Source organism: Paenibacillus sp. FSL R5-0623, from assembly GCF_037974265.1.
GTDB lineage: Bacteria > Bacillota > Bacilli > Paenibacillales > Paenibacillaceae > Paenibacillus.
In genome coordinates this window covers 5,160,516-5,181,598 of sequence record NZ_CP150233.1, presented here as the reverse complement: position 1 = coordinate 5,181,598, position 21,083 = coordinate 5,160,516, and the positions used below count along the sequence as shown (strand labels likewise).

Below are 21,083 nucleotides of genomic sequence, written 5' to 3'. Positions count from 1 at the left end.
CTTCTTTCGATGAAGGTAGAAGTCTGATATATTTAGTGCGGTGACAAGCCATATCTGCGTACGTTGTATAGAACATAGGAAATGACACAAGGAGAAGAATTTATGAACTGGAGTGAAAATGTGACCCTATGGGTCATAGGAATTATTGTCATATTACTACTGCTGGCCTGGATTATTCGACAGGTTATCGGGCGCGGGCAGCGGATCCGAAGTGAAGCCAATCCTCGTAAGATTACAATAAAGGACATCGACAAGATGGAGGATGGTTCGGAGTTTGAATTATATCTCTATCATTTATTCGAAGAGCTCGGGTACGATGAGGTGCATAAGACAACGAGCAGCCGGGATTTTGGGGCAGATCTGGTGTTTGTTGATAGACTTGGCAGACGAAGTGTTATACAAGCGAAGCGATACGGTGCGAACCATCCGGTAGGATTGAGTGCAGTGCAGGAGATATATACATCGATGCGTTATTATGAAGCCGACCGGTCGATTGTATTATCGTCCGCCCGTTACACCGAAGCTTGCCGGACGCTTGCAGCAGTCAATGGAGTGAAGTTGCTGGACCGGGAAGACCTGATGGAATTAATCCTGTTATTCAAAGCCAGAAGAGTGGAAGAAGCACTGGAACTGATCGAAGAAGATGATCATGAGCCAATCGAGACGTGGCAGTCCCGGCGAAAGCGGCAATCCCGCTAAGGTACTCGGTGGAAGCCTTTTTAATGATGTATATGCCCATTCCAGTAGGAAGCACCTTCACTTGTGTAGCTGCACATGATATATTGAGTGTATATCAACCAAAGGAGTGTGTGACCCATTATGGCACGTACACAAACACAAAAAGCATTACGCAAAGCAGAGCGGTCAGGTCAATGGTGCTCGGAACAGAGCCGAAGAGTTAACGGAGATTATGGTGCGTTATCCCAGCATGTACGGCTCATGCCTACGAAGCAGGAAAAATTGCAAAAGGTCAAACACAAGAAGCAGATCATCCAGGATGGTGGTGCTTCTTTTTATTTTGGGAAGAACCTATACATATGACAACAGCGCTGCACATGAATAAAAAAATCGTTCGGCGTTTTTTGCTGCAAACGCAAGCTTTACTGGGACGTTGGCCCGCAGTTTCCTTACCTTCGGGACCGGACCAAGTTTTGAGTTTGATTCGCTCCCTTGGTTGCGTACAGATTGATCCTGTGGCTGCTGTAACGGGAAACCAGCATTTGGTGCTGGGGGCTCGTGACCCTGGTTATACTGCTGACAGCTTAAATACGTTGCTGAGTGATCACAAGGTGTTTGAATATTTTGCAAATGCTGCCTGTGTCATTCCAATCGAGGACTATGCTCTCTTTGAACCTGTGCGTGCCCGATTGAGGGAGCGTCTGGCTCCGTCCTTGCAAGGTTTAGAGAAAACAGTGCAGCATGTGTTGCAACGTTTGAAGGAAGAAGGACCCTTACCATCAAGAGCCTTTCGTGCTGTTGAGCGGGTGAGTGGTTATTGGGACAGTGCAGATGTGCCAAAGACAAAGGATACCACACTTGCTCTGAATTTACTGTTAGACTCCGCTGTGATTCGTGTGGTGGCGAGGCAGGGGAATGAACGTTATTTTCATATTACCGAATCCGGATTGCAACAACAGGGACTTACGCTGAAAGAAGACATGGATGCGTTGGCGCAGAGACAGACCCTGCTGGATAAATACATTCATGCGTATCGGGTCGTAGATGCCCGTGATCCCCGTCTGGGTTGGCTGAAATCTACAGCGGCTGAACGTCGGACCGATATTGCTGCCCGTGTGTCAGATGGGCGAATGATCCCGCTTAAGGTGGAGGACGTGGCGACGCCTTATTATATTCGTGCTGAAGATGAGGATTTGTTACGGCATATGGAAAGGGAAGACCCGCACTATGATCCGTCAGGCCCGGTACGTTTCCTGCCGCCGCTGGACAACCTGTTATGGAGAAGAGAACGAATCGTGGATTTATTTGATTTTCATTATAAATGGGAGATTTATACGCCAGAGGTGAAAAGAACCTACGGTTATTATGCCATGCCTATTCTTCACGGTGATCGGCTGATTGGACGTATGGACCCAAGACTTGATCGCAAGACGGGAGTACTTACCGTTCGTTTGTTATCGATGGAAGAGACTGCTCCACCTGTGGAGGATTGGATTACGGATTTTCGGGAGGGACTTCAATTCTTTGCGTCCATGCATGGAGCACGTTCCATTACTATCGAGAAGACTGTACCAAAAGAGTTGAAAAAGCTGCTTAAATCGATTTGATTAGAGGATATACGAAAGAATGTATGGATACAGAAATTGGAATTGTTGAGTGATTTTAAATGGGCAAAAAAAAGAGGAGCCAGATGGCTCCCCCTTCATTGATTTTAAAATCAGATCTTTAACATGATATCCGCAAGTTAGCTCTAACGAAAATCTAAGCTCACGTCCACGCCCAAACTTCTTTAGTTCACCAGATGAGGCATTTCAACGTTGGGATCAACATCTGCTTCATAATCCACACCATCGGTTTCAAAACCAAACAGCTGGAAGAATTCGCGACGGTAACCTTCCAGATCGGACAGATCGTAGATGTTCTCTGTGGTCAACTCATTCCAGAGCTTCGCCACTTCTTCCTGAACGTCAGCTCGCATCTCCCAATCGTCAATGCGAATACGGCCCTCGGCATCGGTTGGAACTTCTCCCCCCGCATACAAGCGATCAGCGAACAGACGTTGCAATTGCTCGATGCATCCTTCATGCAAGCCTTTTTCTTTCATGACTTTGTACAATGCTGAGATGTACAGCGGCACGACTGGAATTGCAGAACTGGATTGAGTCACTAGCGCCTTGGCTACAGTTAAGTACGCACGTCCACCTTTTGCACTTAAACGATCATTCAGCTTGTGTGCAGTCGCTTCCAGATGATTCTTGGCTTGACCGATGGAACCATCACGATAAATGGCATGCGTAAGTTCAGGACCGATGTAGGAGAAAGCGATCGTTGTTGCATCATCAGCGAGCACGCCACCTTGTTGCAGGGCATCCATCCATAGTTCCCAATCGTCTCCGCCCATAACAGTTACCGTCTGACGGATTTCCTCTTCGTTTGCCGGCTCCAGAGTAACCGAGCTGATTTCGCCTGTGTGGAAATTTACCGTTTTGTTCGTGTAGGATTGTCCGATAGGCTTCAGCACAGAGTTGAATACTTCACCCGTGTTCGGATCGGTACGGCGTGCGGAGGCTACGCTGTATACAACCAAATCCACTTGACCGAGTTCACTGCGAATCAGTTCAACGGCTTTGTCTCGTGTTTCGTTTGCAAATGCATCACCTGTAACGCTGTACGATTTCAGTCCTGCTTCCTCAGCAGCTTTTTCGAATGCAGCGGAGTTGTACCAGCCTGCAGAAGCCGTACGTTTCTCTGTGGAACTGCTCGGACGGTAAATGCCGATCGTATTCGCTCCTGCTCCAAAGGCAGAAACAACGCGTGACGCTAGTCCGTATCCGGTGGAAGCTCCGATGACGAGCACATTTTTGGGGCCTTTCAGTTCCGGCTGGGATTTTACATAATCAATCTGTTCCTGCACTTGCGCAGCGCAACCTACAGGATGGGAAGTGGTACAAATAAAACCACGTGTTCTTGGTTTAATAATCATTTATTTGCATCCTTTCATATTCAGCTCATGTTTCAGCATTTCGATAAAATGCTCTTACACATACTTTCTTATTGTAAAACAATTACCTCGGAAACGGAAACCGTTTCGTTTGATTTCGCCGGAAGGGTGGCGTGATATCTCTAATTTTGCGATGATGTGAATAGAATGTATTCGCTTCTAAGGATAGAAAGGAAAGGGATACCATGCTGAAGGAACGCATTGAACTGCTAAGCAAAAGAAAACAAATCTCCCGTAAAGACCTTGTGGAAGGTCTGGTCACGCAGGCCCACTTTGCCAATATCCTGGCGGATCGTTATCCTCTACCTGAGGACTTGGCAGAAGCCATCGCCGGGCGTCTTGGGGTATCCCCTTCCTATATTCTAAAGGCTGCGGCTCAGGACGAGGAAACACTCGAACGGGCAGAGGCCATCTTCGAACAAATGTCTGTTCCAGCGTCAGCGATATCCGAAGATACGGTGCATGCTCTGGCAGATCGGGATGACACGTTGACCGTAGAGCTGACAACGGCCTTGATGAAGGCGGTCTATTATCAACAATTAAACGATGCAACGGCTCATGAGTATATACATACGTCCTACCTCAATTTTTACCTGGAGAAATATGGTCGTCCAGACGATATTGATCTGCCACGTCCGTTAGTCAAGGCACTTTTATTCTATAAAATACAATATTATCGTTCCAAAATGGCTTTTGTGGATGTATTAACTCATGCAACCAGGCTTAGTGAGCTGGCGCTTCCTGGCAGTGAATTCTGGTTGTCTGTGCAAAATATCAAGATGGAAGCCTACATTCAGGTCAAACAGTATGAAGAGGCAAAACAGGTATTTGAGCTTACAATGCGTCATGTATATGATCAGCGGATGTTCCATCGGTTGTCCGGGTTATATGTGGCATATAGTGGTTATTGTTTCGCAATGGGGCTGGTTCAGGAGGCACTCTCGGCATTAACCATGGCGGAGGCAAACCTCGTGTATGCCGGCAACCAGGGAGATCTGGTGACGGCAATTGCCAACAATCGGATTGTCATGCTGACGATGACAGGTGAACTGGATCAGGCACAGGCGGAGATTGAACGATTTGAATCGCTATTGCAGCAGGAAACGGAAGAAACACAGCTCGCCATGCAGCCGCTCGTCAGTGTGTATCGATGCGAAGTGGCTCTGGCACGGAAGAACTGGGGCGTGCTCGCGCAAAGTGTAGATCAACTCTTGAAATGTGCAACAACACAGGACCAGCAGATGAGCGCAACCTTCTACCAGAGCCATCTGGCTCTTGCGCATGGAGATCGGGATGTTTTCATGGAGCGTGCACTTGCGTGTCTGCCTTATTTTGAGTCCGCGCAGCATGTCATGCGGCTTGAACCGTTATATGAGGGGATGGCCGTAGTATCGGAGGATCAGCGGAAATACAAGGAAGCGGCGATGTATTATCGGAAGCTGGTCTACCTGTTACGCAAAAAATAGAGCGGAAATCAGCTTGGATTTACCCATAAGAGTATATTCATGCTGGCAATGGACCACGCTTAAGGTTAAATATTATCTTATGCGGGAGGTTATCGCTTCTTGAAATTTGAACTAGGACGTTGCTTACTGAGTGAACGATTGATGGAATCCGGAAAGTCAGCAGAATGGTTGGCAAAAGACTTACTTTTTAAACCGGAACGAGTTTACGACTTTATTGAAAACAAAAGAGTGATGCCACTCAAAATTGCCATATCGATCGCCGATTCCATCGGTTGTGATGTTCGTACCTTGTATGAATTAATACCGAACGACAATGAAATAAAAGGAGATTAATGGAGTAAGTGGCAGGTTGCATTAAGGCTATCACTAGTCCATCTGGAGGTTCGGGAAAGCTTAAAGTTATGTTTTTGGCATGATTTTGTGCATTGCCGATGGATTTGGCACAAAATATGGCTACCAATCGTGAAATGAAGATCGGATCAGTAGATCTTTTTTTGTGAAATTAGCATCATTCCTTACTAAAGAGGCGATCATCCCGTCATTCAATGACCGGATTTTTCGTTTTTTTTGTATGCCGCCAGAAGGGTATTCAAGGACAAGCCGCGGTGTTTATAATTTAACTATAATCATAAATAAAAACAAATAAAACAAATGAGGTGCTTGATATGGGATGGTTCGGTAAAAAGAACAAACAGGAAGATGCAATTGCTAAAGCGGATAAATTGATGAATAAAGGACTCACTGGCATGATGATGAAAGGTTTTGTATCAAAGGAACATCGGGAGGCCATCAACCAAAGTCTGGATTCGGCAAAGCAGGCACAATTGGCGGCAAGCGGTTCGCTTCCATTAACGGCAACAGCAACGGTGGTTACAATCACCGATACAGGCAAACTGATCAACTTTGATCCGATTGTTGTGCTTGTATTGGATGTGACAGAAACGAATGGCAACCAGTATCAGCGGACATTGGAGACACTGGTGTCCAAAATGCAAATTCCACGAGTAGGCGATCGAGTGGGACTGGGCCAGAATCCAGCGAATCCCTCCGAACTGATCTACATGGGGCTAATGTCCATCTAGAAGGTATTTGGTTATAAGAGAGTCATAATCTATTTATATAATGCTTATAACAACGAATAATAGATATATTATTCGAGGTGTTGATAGAGATATTAAGAGAAGGATTAAGAGAGGGTGGATCATATGGTAGGATTTCTGAGATTCATTGGTGTATTAATGGTTTTCGGGGTGGGGTTCTCCCCATTTCTGGCACAACAGCTGTGGAATGATCCGTTTATGATTATGCAGGCATGGTGGTACACTCCGGTGATCTTTGCCGGGTTTGCACTGATCTTTGTTCCTGCGATTTTGAGCAATATTTTTGGCGTAGGTCGAGTGAAGACAGGTTTACCAGCAGTTGGGGTCATTAAGACTATACAACAGACGGGGACGTATATTAATGAACAGCCTGAGGTTCGATTGGGTCTGACGGTGTCGCGTAAGGGGCGCGAGAAATACGATACCGAGATGAAAGCCGTCATCCCACTGACATCCATGGCACAGTTTCAGCCGGGCAGTTTTATTCCGTTAGTTGTCTCCGTAAAGGATGAGCGCAAGGTAGGGCTTGATATGAAGGGGCAATTATCACAGGAGGATATGCAGCAATTGTTGGATGAAAAGATGGTACAGCAAGGAGTATCACCTGAAATGATGGATATTGCAAGAACAGGGGAAAAAGCGATGGCCAAGATCCTTGATGTCACTCCACTTGGGAGTGGAGGCAATAATAAGATCAAGCTTCAGCTCAAACTCAGCATAACAAAGACGAACGGTGAAACCTTCAATGTGACAACGCAAAAAGAAATTTTGTCATCTGCGTTGCCGCAGGTGCAGCAAGGTCATATCATTAACGTCATTTATTCAAGACAAGACCCAACAAAATTGGTGTTGGCATTGAATGTACAGGAGCGACAATTAAGTGACTTATTCTCTTCCTGAGGATATAGACAAAAGGAGGTCGTACAGGTCATGTTTATGACGTGTACGACCTCCTTTTTCATTTGGTATGTACGAGAGATGCAAGCAACGGACGGTTTTCAGACAATACCAAGGCGCATGCGATAAGAAAAAAGTACTCTTCTGGATTCTCCGTCAAATACACGATTAGCCAGCGCTCTGAACTCGTCAGCAGCTGTTAATAGATCATCCGCTCCGAGCTTCAACGCCGTTTGCAGGCCGCCTTGGCTCAGGGCGAGATTGACGTATCGATCAGCAGTAAATGTCTCGTGGTGATGAAACACGATTTCCCGGACATATCGGAACAGCCCGGACTGCTGAATCTGCTGCAAATGCCCATCCTTGCTCCATTTGTGTGCGTGACTATCCTGGGGAGCCAGACTGGCTGCTCGTTGATCTGCTTCCTTATTAAGCTGCAGATAGGCTTGTTCTAACTGCCAGTCTAACATTGGCGGCCAGTCGCAATCGTAGGCTGCAAATATGCCGCCTGTACGAAGTACACGTGCAAACTCGCGTAGTGTGGGTTGCGGCTCCATCCAGTGAAACGATTGCGAGCAGGTCAGCACATCCACACTGCCATCTGGTAGTCCGAGGTCGTGAGACAAGCCGGACACAAACCGCAAGTTATCCGGCTTCCCGGCAGATTCCCACTTGGATTCTGCTACAGACCTCATGTCATCGCTGGGTTCAAAGCCGATGATACGTTCAGCTTCATTAAGCCAGATCCACGAGGATAAGCCGGTGCCACAGCCAATATCTGCGACCATACGCGGTGTGCTGCCAAGATATGTCGTCAGAATATCCACCACTTCAGTGGGAGCAGCTGGCCGGTTCTGATCGTATAACGTACCAAAACCTTTGAAACGTTCCACATTGTTGTGTCTAATGTCTTGCATGGATAAACCTCCTTCGGTCAGATGGATGACGGAGAGTCAGCTGTGATCAAAAGTTGCATAGGCCTATATTATATCATTCATTGTTGGGAAGTTTGTTCATGACGTTCTGCAAATGTTCAACGGCTTTGATATGACGTCTGAGCAATTCCTGTCCAACATGAACAGGCTCGATTACGGTCAGCTCGGAACCAAACGACAACAGGAAGGAGTACAGCCATTCCCCTACATTCAGTTCGAGAGACACACGGAGCCTGCCATCAGGCTCTTTTTTAATGAGGGACGGTTCGAAAAAATCATGTACTCGGTATGCAATATTGCTGGAGAACGAGAGTGTAAGAGGAATCAGGACAGGAGCTGCCTCTGATTCAGGATCGTTTGATCCGGCAGTAACAGAGTGATCGTGTTTTCTCGCCAGAAAAGTCAACTGGGTGATCCGTTTCATCTTAAATGTCTCGAATTCTTTACGATCAGGATCATCATGAATGTAGCCTTTGAAGTACCATGTACTGTTTTTGAAAATAAGCTTCTGTGGCTCCACAGTCGGCATGCTTTTCTCGCCATCCGAATTAACATAATGAAACGTAATCAGTTGATTTGTTAGTATGGCTTGTTTCACCTGATTGAACAATTCTCTCTCTTGCAGGGGGATACTGCCCCATGGTGAGAAATTGAATTCGATCCAATCCAGCTTGTGATCAAACAGAGCGGTTAACCGTTGCAGCATATGAGCACTATTAAGGTGTGGGATTGCACTGATGCTGTATAGTCCCATCAAAATTTCGTTCTGGTCTTCTTCCGACAACAGGGACTTGTCCATGACATAGTTGTCCATCAGATGGATACCGCCATGCTTGCCGGTCGTTGTATAGACGGGGATGCCCGCAGCGCTCAGCCGGTCGATATCGCGGTACACCGTGCGTACAGAAATCTCGAACATACGGGCGAGTTCTGGTGCAGTGGCTTTCTTTTTCTCCAATAACAAAAGCAACATTCGAAATAGTCGGTTATTTTCCATGCTCTGATTATACCATGACAATAGGTGTCAGGGTATGGGTGGTACACTGGGGTAAAAGTCTTACCAAGACATTTTGACTCAGTTTTATAATTTGTTCTTCATTTATTGCGAAGTAGTGAAGGGGACGATACCGATTCTGACGAAACGAAGTGTTCGCCTAAAAGCTTTCTGTAAGAAAGCTACTTCGGAAGCAAACGCTATCATCGGTTTTTTTCCATTTAGAAATAAGAATAAAAGAAATCCGAGGATAACAGCGATCAGAAGAACGATTCGTGACCGGAACGGCTACTTGCGTAATATCAAGCACTTTATATCGATATGAGTTAAATATGAAGGAGGAATTGTCATGACAATGAAAGAAGGATTTTACTGGGGTGGCGCTACGGCTGCCAATCAATTCGAGGGTGGATGGAACCAAGGTGGCAAGGGGCCAAGCACGTCGGACATGATGACAGGGGGAACCCACACGATTCCACGCCGGATTACACCTGTACTGGAAGAGGGCACGTATTATCCGAGCCATGAAGCGGTTGATTTTTACGGACATTACAAAGAAGATATCGCGATGATGGCAGAGATGGGCTTCAAAATGTTCCGCATGTCCATCAACTGGTCCCGGATCTATCCGAACGGTTACGATCTGGAGCCAAACGAAGAGGGATTGCAGTTCTACGATAATGTTTTTGCCGAGTTGAAAAAGTACAATATTGAGCCGCTCGTAACGATATCCCATTATGAAACGCCATTCGGTCTGACACAGAAGTATAACGGTTGGGCTTCCCGTGAAGTCATCGATTGTTATATCCGCTATTGTACAACCCTGTTCAACCGTTACAAGGATCAAGTGAAATACTGGCTGACGTTCAACGAAATCAACATTTTGACAATGCCGATGGGTGCTTATATGGGCGCCGGTATCTTGTTGGAAGGCAAAGAGGCATTGACGGATGGAATCGATAATCCACAGACTCGTTTCCAGGCACTGCATCACCAATTTGTCGCAAGTGCTAAAGCGGTGAAGCTGGGACATGAGATTAACCCTGATTTCCAGATCGGTTGTATGGTCGCTTTCATGACAACCTATCCAAACACATGTAACCCGGACGACATGTTGCTTGCACAGAAGAAAGACCAAATCTCCAATATGATCTGCGGTGATGTACAGGTTCGTGGAGCATATCCTGGATTCGCCAAACGTTTCTTCGCCGAAGAAGGTATCCAGATCGAGATGCAACCGGGAGACGAGCAGACCTTGCGTGAAGGCTGCGTAGACTTCTACTCCTTCAGTTATTATATGTCGTTGGTTGAAAGTGCGGACGAGTCCCTTGAGAGAGCAGAAGGTAATCTGCTGGGCGGTATCAAAAATCCATATCTCGAAGCTTCGGACTGGGGTTGGCAGATTGATCCAAAAGGACTGCGTTACACGTTGAATCATCTGTATGATCGTTATCAGATTCCACTGATGGTGGTGGAGAACGGTCTGGGTGCTGTCGATGTGGTAGAGGAAGACGGCTCCATTCAGGATGACTATCGCATTGATTATCTGAAAGGTCACATTGAACAGATGAAAGAAGCGGTAGCTGACGGCGTAGATTTGATCGCCTACACGATGTGGGGATGTATCGACCTGGTTAGTGCATCCACTGGAGAGATGAAGAAGCGTTATGGCTTCATTCATGTCAACAAGGACAACGACGGTAACGGAGACTTGAGCAGAACACCGAAGAAGAGTTTCCACTGGTACAAAAAAGTCATTGAATCCAATGGTGAAGAATTATAATTGCATAAATCAATACCCGCTTGTTCCTATGCATGGGACAGGCGGGTTTTTGTATTGTGGTGCATAAAATGCAGATTTATTTACATACTGAACTAAAGTGACTACTTAACTATGATATTTTAAATCTACTTTACGGACAATGTGGAATCGTTGATAACTGATTTTAGAAAGGTGAGATTTCTGTGGACGCGTCTGGGAACCGCTACAATATGTCGCCCATTCATATATTTTTTGTGTTATATGTCAGTTTGGTCAGTGTTGGTTTGATGAATTTTCAATATAAGATGCTTCACGGGGCAGAGAACGATGGTTGGATCAGCATTGTGATTGCCTCTTTTATTGTAGCCGGAGTTATTAAAATGATGTATGTTTTGCTGGGACGCCAATCCCCGACCCAAGCTACGCTTGTACACATCAATCAACGCTATTGGGGCAGGTACGCAGGCTCCATCATCAACTGGATTTTTATGTTGTACTTTGTGCTGGGTTCTTCTGTGGCCTTCCTTTCCTATGTTCATATTGTTCAATTATGGGTTCTGCCTACCCAAAATACTTGGTTAATCAGTCTGGCAATATTGGTAATAGCCTACTATTGCGTGGCTGGCGGGATACAGTCGGTAACAGGTATGTGTCTTTGGGGAACCCTGTTCATTCTCGTGCTTGTTTTTCCACAAATTTTTCTGGTGTCATCCTATTTACATCCTCGCAATTTGCTGCCGATTTTGGATCATGATGCCTCCTCCATCTGGCTTTCAACACGGGATATGCTCCACGAATTTATCGGCTGCGGTATTCTGCTGGTCGTTTATCCCTTTATCCGAACACCCGAACGTTCGATTAAATGGGCTTATGCTGCAGTCATTACCGCCACAGTGGTGTACTTGGTTTTTTTCACATTTGCCTTTATGTTCTTCAGTCACGGACAAATGAAAGAGCATCTGTGGCCCACACTCAATCTGATCAGTATTATCGAAATGCCCTTGATCCAACGCATGGAGTATCTGGTCTTGTCTTTCTGGTTATTGAAAATGTTAGCGATTATTACGCTGGGGCTCTGGGCGGCCTGTCATTGTCTGAAATTAGAGAGGTCGATCAGACCCACCCTGGGCCTGAAGTTCGCTGTGGTAATCTTCGTGATTTTAATCTTGATCATTAGAGATACCAACCAGATTGAGATGATGACAGAGTTGTATATGCGAATCGGAGAAGTGTTGATCTATATGTATCTTCCGCTTCTTTTTCTATTTTCCTTGTTCCGAATCAATCAGGGTCAGTTCTCCCCCACGAAGGACACCACAAATAACGCGGACAAAGGAGATGAAGAATGAACTTATCTGCCCATACTCAAGAGCAAAGATTGGAGTCCATTACGGATGTGCTTGCAGCCTGTGGTCGTTCCGATGATTTCATGACCCGTGATATAACCATCGGCAGTTTGCCACTCGAATTTTGCTATTATAAAACGCTGATAGACAGTCATTTGCTGGAAATTGTAATTCATGCGTTGCAAGAGCAAACTGCTATTGACACAGTAGTGAGTTTGCACGATCTGATAACTCATATCCCTCTGGAAGAACTGAAAGTTTCGGATCAGAGTGATGAAGTGTTGCAAGCTCTTCTTCAAGGCAGTCTGCTGATTCGATGCCTTACTCATGAACAGGAGATCATTCTTGTTCCCATGACAGGCAAGGAGGGGATTCGGAGTAATAATGATACGGAGAATGAGTTCAGTGTAATAGGTCCCAAAGTCGGTTTTGTGGAATCTTTGCCAGTGAATCTGCATTTGATTCGCATGCAGCTGCGAACAACCAATCTGATTGTAAAGGAAATAACGATCGGGTCCTTGTCCCAGTCCAAAGTGGCCATTCTCTATGTAGAAGGCATCGTCAATCCTGACAACGTGACGAGGATGGAAGAAAGACTGAAGGCTATTGATTTTGATGTTGTATTTGATACCTCACAATTGGATCAATTGATTGCAGATAATTCGTTCACGCCTTTTCCGTTATTTACGACAACGGAACGCAGGGACAGAGTTATCTATGCGCTCATAACAGGCCAGGTGGCGGTGATTAGTGATGGCTCTCCCTCTTTTATAACAGGCCCATCGACGTTGTTTGATTTCTTTGTCTCTCCGGAGGATTATTATCTGCCTTGGGCGCTGGGTTCCTTTTTTCGCCTGATCCGCATCTTTGGGGTAATTTTCTCCCTATTCGCCTCGGCGCTATATGTTGCCTTAATGACATTTCACTACGAAGTTGTGCCTAAAGAGCTTTTGGGCAAATTGATTTCGACCAGGCAAAGTGTACCTTTTCCGCCTCTTTTTGAAGCAATATTTCTGGAAACGACGATTGAATTTTTGCGGGAAGCCGGAGCGAGACTACCTAATCGTATCGGACAAACACTAGGCGTAGTGGGGGGCATTATTCTGGGACAAGCTGCTGTAGAAGCTGCTCTCACAAGTAATGTATTAATTATTATTGTGTCCTTGTCTGCGCTAGCTTCATTTGTCACACCGATCTATAAAATGTCGAATGCCATTCGCTTTTTACGATTTCCAATTATTCTGCTAGCTTCACTCTGGGGGGCGTTAGGCATTGCAATTGGACTTTGTTTTCTGCTGGTTCATCTGTCGCGTTTGAAGTCCTTAGGTTCACCATACATGTCGCCATTCTTCCCGATGCGGTTCAATGATCTCAAAGACAGTCTAATTCGGGCATCCTATGAACAGACGAATACCCGTCCGAGTTATTTGAGGCCACTCTCTTTCATTCGTTATAAGCCAGGTAAAATGCATCGAACAAATCGTCTGGACGAGGAGTGATTAGTATGAACCGTATAGGCAGAATCCTGTTGATTTTAATGGTCATATTTCTCCTCAGTTCCTGTAAAGATACCAGTATCATTAACAAGATCAGTCTTGTTCTGACTTCCGCATACGATCTGCAAGACAACCACATCCATAACAGTGTGCTGATTGGGGAGTATAGCGACAAAGACAAAAGTGATGTTAGATTGATGGAGATCGATTCATCAAATAACTTTGACGTTGTGTCAAGGATGAATATGCAGTCGAAGGAACCTATTGAATACGGTCAGTTGAGAGTGATGGTACTCGGGGAAACATATGCACGCCATGGAATTCGGAATATTTTACATATTCTGTCTCACAATACAAAGGTGTCCAGACGGATGCAGCTTGCGGTTGCTGAAGGCAAGGCGCTGGATATTATTAAAGCATCCATGCCTTTTCAAGATCCGTTATATCTGATGAAATTGATCGAGCAAAATGCCAATTATGCAAATCTACCTCATTCAAGCTTGCATCAGACGTTATTCCAGTATTTTAGCAAGGGTCAGGATATTTATCTTCCAAGGCTCGCCCTTAATGAACAACAGAAAATTGAACTGGATGGGTTGGTCATATTTAGGGGTGAAATCGCAACGCTTCAGATCAATGAGGATGAGGGGTTATGCTTGAAATTGCTGACAGAAAACGCTAAAAACGGAAAGTTTCTGGTGCCTATCACAGATGTTCCTAACTTGACACAATCCGTTCCGAAAGAACCTCACTATGCATTGCTTAAAATTTTGTCTTCATCCGTAAAGCATCGGTCTTCTGATCCACAGTCCGAGACTTTGGATACGAGCATTCGGATCAGTGCTTCCATCATTAAAGACTCACAAAATGACTTTCTCTTATCAGGCAAAGATATGAAAGCTCTGGAGCGTGAGATCCAACAACATATGGAAGCAAAAATCAATCGACTGGTTCAGAAATTTCAATCCGAACATGTGGACCCTGTAGGCTTCGGAGATTATGTGAAAAGCCGTACCCGTCAATGGAATAGCCAGACATTCTACAAGAACTATTCTGCCATGGATATTCGCTTACATGTGGATTTGCACCTCATACAGGATGGGATTCAAGAATAAGATAGGACATTTAACACCAAGAAATACCCGGCTTTCCTTAACTGAAGGATAGCCGGGTATTTCTTGGTGTAGTACAATAGCGAGCCGCCTAGGCCAGTCTTCTGGAATGCAATTGGGACATGCGCTCCAAATGCCGCCGATAAAACCATATGCATGTGGAGAGCCAGCAACCACTCAAGAAGTATCCGCCGACGATATCACTTGGATAATGCACCCCCAAGTAGATACGACTTATCCCAATGGTCAGTATAAATACGGCGCTGGCAACAATCATCAGCACACGTCCAGTGACGGTGGGTACATGTTTCCAGATTAGAAAGGCCAGTCCACCGTACAGGCTAAATGCTGCCATGGAATGCCCACTGGGGAAGCTGTAACCGCTCACTTCAATGATCCGGTTAATGGTAGGTCTGGCACGCTGGAATACCAGCTTGAGCAATGCGTTTAACAGGGTTGAACCTAGGAGCACGCAAGCCAGAAAGAGCAGTTCGCGTTTGTGTCGCAGGCAAACGTATAACACAATCATGGCGATGATGGTAATGAAGACCACAGGCATTTCGCTGCCGATCCAGGTAAAAAGGTGCATGAATTGTGTCATACCAGGGGATTCCAACCCCTGAACCCAGCCGATTAAGGTATCATCAAATCGATGAATCTGGTTGTCGCTAATGGACAGGGCGATGCTTATAAAGGCGATCATGCATAACGCTGCAACGAGCAGCGGGAATGAGATATACTTTTTCCAATTGTGCATCAAATGTTGAGTTCCTCCGTGATGTTTGATTTTGTAGGTTGTGTCTGCGAATGCGATCATAGCCATATTGGTATTGTGCTATAATTTTACAATAAATATTGCAGCAATAAAAATATGTAATCTTAACACGGTTGTTTGAGCAGAGAATCTAATATGGGAGTGGGCGGAATGAAACGACGGTTGGTGATGTGCATGTTGGTCTTACTGTTGGTTATGTCAGGGTTAGCTCTATTTCCCGGAGAGAAAGTGTATGCTTGCAGTTGTGTCGAGAGTGATGTTCAAGAGAGTTTGGAAACGTATACCACGGTATTTACAGGAAAAGTAGTAAAGAAAGGCGATTCTCAGCAATCGAAGCATGATGGCATCTTAAGAGAGTATACCTTTGATGTAGATACTGCATGGAAGGGAGTCAGTGCCAAAAAGATGAAAATTGTGGGGAAGGACGGAGGGTCTGACTCCTGTGGCATTCAATTTGAAAAGAATCAGTCCTACCTGATCTTTGCCAGTCTGGATGAACAAGACAACAGGCTGCATACGAATCTGTGCAGTGGCAATGTTCCTATGGAACAAGCCGGAGACGACTTGAAATTGCTGGGCGCGGGAAAGGTTGTAAGTAAAGAAGATTTTGGAGAACCCAACGAAGGGCGAAGTGGGCCTTTCTATCTCTTCATATACGGTGCAGTCATTTTATTAGCAGCATTGGCAGTTGTGTGGGTCTGGAGACGAAAGAAAAGAATCTGATTGCAGGTCTGATATAAATTAAACTAAACATTTACACAAAACGGAGAGGACAGAAAGAACCTGAAGAAGTGGAGCGTTCGCCTAAAAGCTTTCTGAAAGAAAGCTGCATCGGAAGCATACGCTATCCCCGGATTTTCCCTTTATAAAAAGGGATCAAAAAAATCTGGGGATAACAGCGATCAGAAGGTTATTCTGTCATCGGAGTGGCCAGTGTATATTCTTTAGTTCATCTTTTATAGTTCAGTTGCAACATGTATTCATAAGCCGTGACACCAAATACCCGTTTGAAATGTCGGTTCAGATGGGTCAGATCGACAAATCCACAATCGGCAACAGCAGCATAGACGTCCTTGTGTGTTTCGATGGATTGACGGGCACGCTCTACCTTGCAGTTCAGGAAAAACTGGTAGGGGGATATGCCTGCATGTGCCTTGAATTCACGGATAAATTGAAACTTGGACATGCCAAATTCGGCGCTTAGGTTGTCCAGCTTGAGCACATCTTCGGTGCTGCAAAACATGATTTCCTTGGCTTTGCGGACCAGGTTGTCCTGAGGCAACCAGAGCTTGGTGTCCATCTCCTTCTGAGCCAGCAGGTGAACCAGATCGAAGACTCGTTCGCTGCACTCGGCTTCGTCCTGTCTGAGTTGGACGGCGTCGTTCAGCATCAGGATCTTACGTGCAAGCTCGGGATCATAGACGATGGGACTTCCAAAACGCAATTCCTTTTTGCCGATAATCTCCTCTACCAATTCCGGCTTCAAATACAGCATCACATAGTCAATGCCAGCCTTATCATAGGAGCTTCCATCATGGGACTGTTCACGGTTAAACAACATGACACCATTTTGGTGAGACGCCTGATATTGTCCGTCCAGGTTATATTGTTGAATGCCACGCAGGGTTACGCCAACCGCATACTCCTCGTGGCAATGTTTTTTGTATGCAAAATCAGTAAAGCTGGCGGATAGTGCCAGCACGTCTTGCGACTTTTTATAGTTAAACCGTTCCATGCAGCACACCTCCCAAGCTTTAGATTAATCCGGATACTATAATGGCTGAGTATAACAAAAAAAGTGCCATGAGAATACTCAGTAATTTTTGGTGGCGATTCAGCAACGTTCTGAAAACCGTGCCAAAAACAACCCAACTGGAATAGGCCAGAAAACCAATGAAGGTAATGAGCAGCACGAACAGGAACGAAGAAAATAAACTTTGATAAAAGGGCAATACATAACTTGGAATGACAGTGAAAGTAAACAAGACGACCTTTGGATTCACAAATTGCATGATGAAACCGTTCCAGAATCCGGTAACTTGTTTCGGTGCATCCTCGGTGGTACCCATCTTGTAGATCTGGTACGCCAGATACACCATGTACAGGCCGCCGACAATCTGCATCACCTTCAGAATTCCGGGTAACACTCCCGCAAGAAGCTGATTAAGAAAAGCTGAGGCGGTAAGCAGCAGACCAAATGCCAGCGTAGCTCCCCATACATAGTGCATTGTTTTTCGTGCGCCAACGATCTGTGTAGAAGAAAGAATTACGATATTGCTGGGGCCGGGGGTAAATGTTACGACGATGCAGTAGATTAAAAAAGATGCAAGATTCATAAGGATGATGCTCTCCTCTGGTTGTAGTTTAGTTCCATGATCATACGTCCAGAGGGAAAAACCATATAGTACATTATTGCAGCAGGCACACGGGTAGCAATAGGGGCTTCCGTATAAAAGATAAGGGGTAGTTTTCTTTTTTTATGATTGCGTTTACAATTTAAACGAAGCACAAGATGATCTGACCACTTGAGGAAGTGAACGTAATGAAGAAAATGCTGCTAGTCTATATTTTGCTAATCTCAGCATTTGCGTTGTATGTGTTGAGATTCGAATACACCAGTCAAGTAAACAGTTCTTGGGAGGACCGGGGGCTGCGCGGTGATATCGGAGAGACGTATATCATGATTACATTCCAGTCCGGGCTGGAGTATTGGAAGAGCCCACTCAAAGGCTTCGAGGATGCCGCGGATGCGCTTGGCGTGACCGTAGAATATCGCGGGGCTACCCGGTATGATGCGAAGGAGCAGACCATGGTGATCGAGCAGGCTATCGCTCGTAAACCCGCGGGCATTGCTATATCTGCAATCGATCCTCAATCGTTAGTTCCAGCGATTAACAAGGCAATCGACGCAGATATCCCTGTTGTATTATTTGACGCGGATGCACCTGCTAGCCAGGCCTATTCTTTTCTTGGGACAGATAATTACAAGTCAGGTGTAATAGCTGCTGATAAAATGGCTGAACTTCTGGGTCGTGAGGGAGAGGTCGCGGTATTAACCTTGCCCGGACAACAAAATCATGAAGAGCGCACGAAGGGCTTCCGCGATACGATCAAGGAGAGATACCCTTCCATGCAGATTGTTGAAGTTGCAGACGGACACGGTGATGCGATGGTATCCAGAGACGAAACACAGAGAATGATGAAGGAACATCCCGAGCTGGCGGGTATCTTTGTGACTGAAGCCACCGGAGGAGCAGGGGCGGGGGAAGCCGTTCAAACTGCCGGGGACAGACATCCATTGCAGATTATTTCGTTTGATACAAATAAGGCTACATTGGACATGATCAAGAACGGTACGATCTCAGCTACAATTGCACAGGGAACCTGGAATATGGGATATTGGTCGCTCCAATATCTGTTCCATCTGCATCACCAGTTAACGGTTCCTGCTCCATCCTCATCCGGTGAAAATGCACCGCTTCCCGTGATGGTGGACACAGGGATCTCTGTGGTGACACGCTCGGATGTGGATGATTACTATGCCAAATAACAAGGAGGATTTCAAGAGTCCAAGGCCTTGGAGCAGGAGAGCAATTCTCTCAACTTTTAAGAATGGGATTCGGCGTTTACGCTTGCGTAATATGCCCCTTCGGTACCAGCTGATGCTGCTTTTTCTGCTATTTGCCATTGTACCTTCCGTAGGGCTTGGGTTGCTTGTGAACTGGACGGTGGAGCGGGTAGTTGAGCGACAGGTTGAAGGGCATACCATGCAACTGATTGGCAAAGTGAATGAAGCTCTGAACAGCAAAATGGAGAATTTGCAGAATATGACCTATCTGATTGCATTTGACCCGGATATTGAGGCTTTTTTGAACGACAAAATGCCACCGAATGATGATGCAGGCATCGAACCGATGACCATGGACACAATTACCGAAACGGAGCAAAATCGGTTATATGGTATCAAACAAACCTTGCAGGGATTCACAACATTGTATCCTGAAATCGCCGGGATTGTTCTCGTCAATGCAAGTGGTGACTATATTAGCAACGAGATGTATCCCCGAGCGGAACAGAGCCTGATTCAGGAAAATTGGTATCAAAAAGCTTCGGCCAATCCGGGCATCTTCATGGTGTTGGGTCAGCCGAAAGAGCGTAATCTCACGACACATGTACGGTACAAGGATGATGAGATTGTATCGGTTGCACGTTCCATAACGGATGAAGTGTCAGGACGTGTGCGGGGTGTTATTATGATTGATCTTAAACTAAGGTCCGTCTCTCAGGCTGCCCGTAATGTAACCTTGGGGAAATCCGGTTATGTGATGGTGACGGATGCAGAAGGTCAAAGTGTATATAAGCCGGAGCACCCGCTAATAGAACACATTCCCACAGACTGGTTCCCCTCCGGTGAGAGTGGAACATTTACCGCCGATACAGAAGGTGGAACGTTATTATTCATGTATCAGTCGTCTACCTTTACGGGTTGGAGAACGGTAGGGGTATTTCCCACGAGAGACTCGATATCCGAAGTACGCCAAATCCAGTTTTACGTGGTTAGCTTTGTATTTGTGGTGTGTTTGTTTGGCCTGAGCGCCTCTTTATGGTTCTCCCGTTCCATTGCTCAGCCCATTTTCCGGCTCATGTCCTATATGCGCAGGGCGGAGACCGGCAATCTCAGACCAGGTCGCTGGAGCGACCGGGCTGACGAGATTGGCATGCTTGGCAACAGTTATAACCGAATGCTGGTACAGATTCGACAACTGATATCACTTAATGAATTGCGGGAGCGGCAGAAACGCGACGCTGAAATGCGAAGTTTGCAGGAGCATATCAAACCACACTTTTTGTACAATACCTTGGATACAATTCATTGGATGGCACGCAAAGAGGGTGCAGAAGATGTATCCGGCATGGTTGGTGCGTTATCTCGATTATTTCGTATAGGGCTTAGTAAAGGACAGGATTACATTCCGCTGCATTCCGAGATTGAGCATATGACCAGCTATATGCAAATTCAGCAGACACGATACCGCGATCGTCTTCAGTATACATTGAATATTCCAGAGGAACTGCGGGACCTTTTTGTGTTAAAGCTGCTACTTCAGCCCCTGATAGAGAATGCAATCTATCATGGAATCAAGGGCAGGCGTGGGCCGGGACACATTCGGGTGGAGGCCAGATTGGAACATAACAGACTGCTGCTGACCGTTCAGGATAATGGAGCAGGCATGTCCAACGAACGGCTTGCCGAGATGCAGCATCTGCTCGAAGCTCCTTTGGCCAGTTTGGAAGCGTCTTCGCCTGGGACGACAGGCAAAAGTTATGGAATGTTGAATGTGCAGGCCCGTCTCCGGCTGTCCTTTGGCGATGAATACGGTATTGTGCTGGAGAGCCGGGAAGGCGAAGGGACTAGTGTGACCATCATTCATCCGTTGATGCGAGAGCTCCCACCAACCAAGCAAATCAATAACGAAGAGAGGCAGGAGAGTGAATGGGAAAATTCATAAAATCGACCGTG

At 45.9% G+C, this 21,083-nt stretch carries 20 protein-coding genes; 14 read left to right on the top strand and 6 right to left on the bottom strand.

Translation table 11 applies throughout. The features are described from left to right. Nucleotides 1–102: 102 nt before the first annotated feature. From MKY92_RS22795 to MKY92_RS22785, 3 genes are all read left to right on the top strand, one after another. Nucleotides 103–699, top strand: coding sequence for a restriction endonuclease (locus MKY92_RS22795; protein WP_339297752.1), 597 nt, complete (start codon nucleotides 103–105; stop codon nucleotides 697–699). Between the two features lie 120 nt (nucleotides 700–819). Further along, a complete protein-coding gene (locus tag MKY92_RS22790; RefSeq protein WP_339297751.1) occupies nucleotides 820–1,041 on the top strand; it encodes a hypothetical protein in 222 nt (73 codons plus the stop codon). 14 nt (nucleotides 1,042–1,055) lie between these two features. Continuing rightward, nucleotides 1,056–2,285, top strand: coding sequence for a crosslink repair DNA glycosylase YcaQ family protein (locus tag MKY92_RS22785; protein WP_339297750.1), 1,230 nt, complete (start codon nucleotides 1,056–1,058; stop codon nucleotides 2,283–2,285). A 182-nt stretch (nucleotides 2,286–2,467) separates the two neighbouring features. On the opposite strand, the gene fabV is transcribed toward MKY92_RS22785, so the two are convergent. After that, on the bottom strand, nucleotides 2,468–3,661 hold the full coding sequence (fabV, locus tag MKY92_RS22780) for an enoyl-ACP reductase FabV (RefSeq protein ID WP_339297749.1): 1,194 nt from the start codon (nucleotides 3,659–3,661) through the stop codon (nucleotides 2,468–2,470). A gap of 203 nt (nucleotides 3,662–3,864) precedes the next feature. On the opposite strand from fabV, the gene MKY92_RS22775 reads away from it, so the two are divergent. From MKY92_RS22775 to MKY92_RS22760, 4 genes are all read left to right on the top strand, one after another. Next, nucleotides 3,865–5,145: an XRE family transcriptional regulator gene (locus MKY92_RS22775; protein ID WP_339297748.1), complete on the top strand. Its 1,281-nt coding sequence runs from the start codon at nucleotides 3,865–3,867 to the stop codon at nucleotides 5,143–5,145. 99 nt (nucleotides 5,146–5,244) lie between these two features. Beyond that, nucleotides 5,245–5,478, top strand: a complete 234-nt coding sequence (locus tag MKY92_RS22770) for a transcriptional regulator (RefSeq protein ID WP_076329132.1) — start codon at nucleotides 5,245–5,247, stop codon at nucleotides 5,476–5,478. Between the two features lie 332 nt (nucleotides 5,479–5,810). Next, nucleotides 5,811–6,227, top strand: a complete 417-nt coding sequence (locus MKY92_RS22765) for a hypothetical protein (RefSeq protein WP_339297747.1) — start codon at nucleotides 5,811–5,813, stop codon at nucleotides 6,225–6,227. A 123-nt stretch (nucleotides 6,228–6,350) separates the two neighbouring features. Continuing rightward, nucleotides 6,351–7,145, top strand: coding sequence for a hypothetical protein (locus tag MKY92_RS22760; protein ID WP_339301890.1), 795 nt, complete (start codon nucleotides 6,351–6,353; stop codon nucleotides 7,143–7,145). 98 nt (nucleotides 7,146–7,243) lie between these two features. On the opposite strand, the gene MKY92_RS22755 is transcribed toward MKY92_RS22760, so the two are convergent. After that, complete coding sequence (locus tag MKY92_RS22755) at nucleotides 7,244–8,059, bottom strand: class I SAM-dependent methyltransferase (RefSeq protein ID WP_339297746.1); 816 nt, start codon at nucleotides 8,057–8,059, stop codon at nucleotides 7,244–7,246. A 73-nt stretch (nucleotides 8,060–8,132) separates the two neighbouring features. Beyond that, nucleotides 8,133–9,050 carry a YafY family protein gene (locus tag MKY92_RS22750; protein WP_339297745.1) on the bottom strand — a complete coding sequence of 306 codons (918 nt, stop codon included), beginning with the start codon at nucleotides 9,048–9,050 and terminating at the stop codon, nucleotides 8,133–8,135. 370 nt (nucleotides 9,051–9,420) lie between these two features. Between MKY92_RS22750 and MKY92_RS22745 the strand changes: the two genes are divergently transcribed. The 4 genes from MKY92_RS22745 (at nucleotide 9,421) to MKY92_RS22730 (ending at nucleotide 14,790) form a co-directional block, all read left to right on the top strand. Then, entirely contained in the window at nucleotides 9,421–10,854 is a 1,434-nt protein-coding gene (locus tag MKY92_RS22745) for a glycoside hydrolase family 1 protein (RefSeq protein WP_339297744.1), read from the top strand. Nucleotides 10,855–11,063: 209 nt separating this feature from the next. Then, complete coding sequence (locus MKY92_RS22740) at nucleotides 11,064–12,182, top strand: GerAB/ArcD/ProY family transporter (protein WP_339297743.1); 1,119 nt, start codon at nucleotides 11,064–11,066, stop codon at nucleotides 12,180–12,182. Then, nucleotides 12,179–13,678 (top strand): spore germination protein, encoded by a 1,500-nt coding sequence (locus tag MKY92_RS22735; protein WP_339297742.1) that lies wholly within the window; start codon nucleotides 12,179–12,181, stop codon nucleotides 13,676–13,678. Before MKY92_RS22740 ends, MKY92_RS22735 begins: the two co-directional genes overlap by 4 nt. 5 nt (nucleotides 13,679–13,683) lie before the next feature. Beyond that, nucleotides 13,684–14,790 carry a Ger(x)C family spore germination protein gene (locus MKY92_RS22730; protein WP_339297741.1) on the top strand — a complete coding sequence of 369 codons (1,107 nt, stop codon included), beginning with the start codon at nucleotides 13,684–13,686 and terminating at the stop codon, nucleotides 14,788–14,790. Nucleotides 14,791–14,878: 88 nt separating this feature from the next. On the opposite strand, the gene MKY92_RS22725 is transcribed toward MKY92_RS22730, so the two are convergent. Further along, on the bottom strand, nucleotides 14,879–15,544 hold the full coding sequence (locus MKY92_RS22725) for a phosphatase PAP2 family protein (protein ID WP_339301889.1): 666 nt from the start codon (nucleotides 15,542–15,544) through the stop codon (nucleotides 14,879–14,881). A 168-nt stretch (nucleotides 15,545–15,712) separates the two neighbouring features. On the opposite strand from MKY92_RS22725, the gene MKY92_RS22720 reads away from it, so the two are divergent. After that, nucleotides 15,713–16,285, top strand: coding sequence for a hypothetical protein (locus MKY92_RS22720; protein WP_339297740.1), 573 nt, complete (start codon nucleotides 15,713–15,715; stop codon nucleotides 16,283–16,285). A gap of 226 nt (nucleotides 16,286–16,511) precedes the next feature. Here the strand turns inward: MKY92_RS22720 and MKY92_RS22715 are convergent, their stop codons facing one another. Together MKY92_RS22715 and MKY92_RS22710 are read right to left on the bottom strand one after the other, a co-directional pair. Then, nucleotides 16,512–17,297, bottom strand: a complete 786-nt coding sequence (locus tag MKY92_RS22715) for an AraC family transcriptional regulator (RefSeq protein ID WP_339297739.1) — start codon at nucleotides 17,295–17,297, stop codon at nucleotides 16,512–16,514. 19 nt (nucleotides 17,298–17,316) lie between these two features. Further along, entirely contained in the window at nucleotides 17,317–17,898 is a 582-nt protein-coding gene (locus MKY92_RS22710; RefSeq protein WP_047844006.1) for a LysE family transporter, read from the bottom strand. Between the two features lie 206 nt (nucleotides 17,899–18,104). Between MKY92_RS22710 and MKY92_RS22705 the strand changes: the two genes are divergently transcribed. Both MKY92_RS22705 and MKY92_RS22700 read left to right on the top strand, forming a co-directional pair. Beyond that, nucleotides 18,105–19,112: a substrate-binding domain-containing protein gene (locus MKY92_RS22705; protein ID WP_237177005.1), complete on the top strand. Its 1,008-nt coding sequence runs from the start codon at nucleotides 18,105–18,107 to the stop codon at nucleotides 19,110–19,112. A gap of 91 nt (nucleotides 19,113–19,203) precedes the next feature. Then, nucleotides 19,204–21,072, top strand: a complete 1,869-nt coding sequence (locus tag MKY92_RS22700) for a sensor histidine kinase (protein ID WP_339297738.1) — start codon at nucleotides 19,204–19,206, stop codon at nucleotides 21,070–21,072. Nucleotides 21,073–21,083: the final 11 nt, after the last annotated feature.

Coding starts and splice junctions, on each gene's coding strand:
- MKY92_RS22795 (WP_339297752.1), top strand. CDS start 103: ATGAACTGGAGTGAAAATGTGACCCTATGGGTCATAGGAATTATTGTC.
- MKY92_RS22790 (WP_339297751.1), top strand. CDS start 820: ATGGCACGTACACAAACACAAAAAGCATTACGCAAAGCAGAGCGGTCA.
- MKY92_RS22785 (WP_339297750.1), top strand. CDS start 1,056: ATGAATAAAAAAATCGTTCGGCGTTTTTTGCTGCAAACGCAAGCTTTA.
- fabV (WP_339297749.1), bottom strand. CDS start 3,661: ATGATTATTAAACCAAGAACACGTGGTTTTATTTGTACCACTTCCCAT.
- MKY92_RS22775 (WP_339297748.1), top strand. CDS start 3,865: ATGCTGAAGGAACGCATTGAACTGCTAAGCAAAAGAAAACAAATCTCC.
- MKY92_RS22765 (WP_339297747.1), top strand. CDS start 5,811: ATGGGATGGTTCGGTAAAAAGAACAAACAGGAAGATGCAATTGCTAAA.
- MKY92_RS22760 (WP_339301890.1), top strand. CDS start 6,351: ATGGTAGGATTTCTGAGATTCATTGGTGTATTAATGGTTTTCGGGGTG.
- MKY92_RS22755 (WP_339297746.1), bottom strand. CDS start 8,059: ATGCAAGACATTAGACACAACAATGTGGAACGTTTCAAAGGTTTTGGT.
- MKY92_RS22750 (WP_339297745.1), bottom strand. CDS start 9,050: ATGTTGCTTTTGTTATTGGAGAAAAAGAAAGCCACTGCACCAGAACTC.
- MKY92_RS22745 (WP_339297744.1), top strand. CDS start 9,421: ATGACAATGAAAGAAGGATTTTACTGGGGTGGCGCTACGGCTGCCAAT.
- MKY92_RS22740 (WP_339297743.1), top strand. CDS start 11,064: ATGTCGCCCATTCATATATTTTTTGTGTTATATGTCAGTTTGGTCAGT.
- MKY92_RS22735 (WP_339297742.1), top strand. CDS start 12,179: ATGAACTTATCTGCCCATACTCAAGAGCAAAGATTGGAGTCCATTACG.
- MKY92_RS22730 (WP_339297741.1), top strand. CDS start 13,684: ATGAACCGTATAGGCAGAATCCTGTTGATTTTAATGGTCATATTTCTC.
- MKY92_RS22725 (WP_339301889.1), bottom strand. CDS start 15,544: ATGCACAATTGGAAAAAGTATATCTCATTCCCGCTGCTCGTTGCAGCG.
- MKY92_RS22720 (WP_339297740.1), top strand. CDS start 15,713: ATGAAACGACGGTTGGTGATGTGCATGTTGGTCTTACTGTTGGTTATG.
- MKY92_RS22715 (WP_339297739.1), bottom strand. CDS start 17,297: ATGGAACGGTTTAACTATAAAAAGTCGCAAGACGTGCTGGCACTATCC.
- MKY92_RS22710 (WP_047844006.1), bottom strand. CDS start 17,898: ATGAATCTTGCATCTTTTTTAATCTACTGCATCGTCGTAACATTTACC.
- MKY92_RS22705 (WP_237177005.1), top strand. CDS start 18,105: ATGAAGAAAATGCTGCTAGTCTATATTTTGCTAATCTCAGCATTTGCG.
- MKY92_RS22700 (WP_339297738.1), top strand. CDS start 19,204: ATGCCCCTTCGGTACCAGCTGATGCTGCTTTTTCTGCTATTTGCCATT.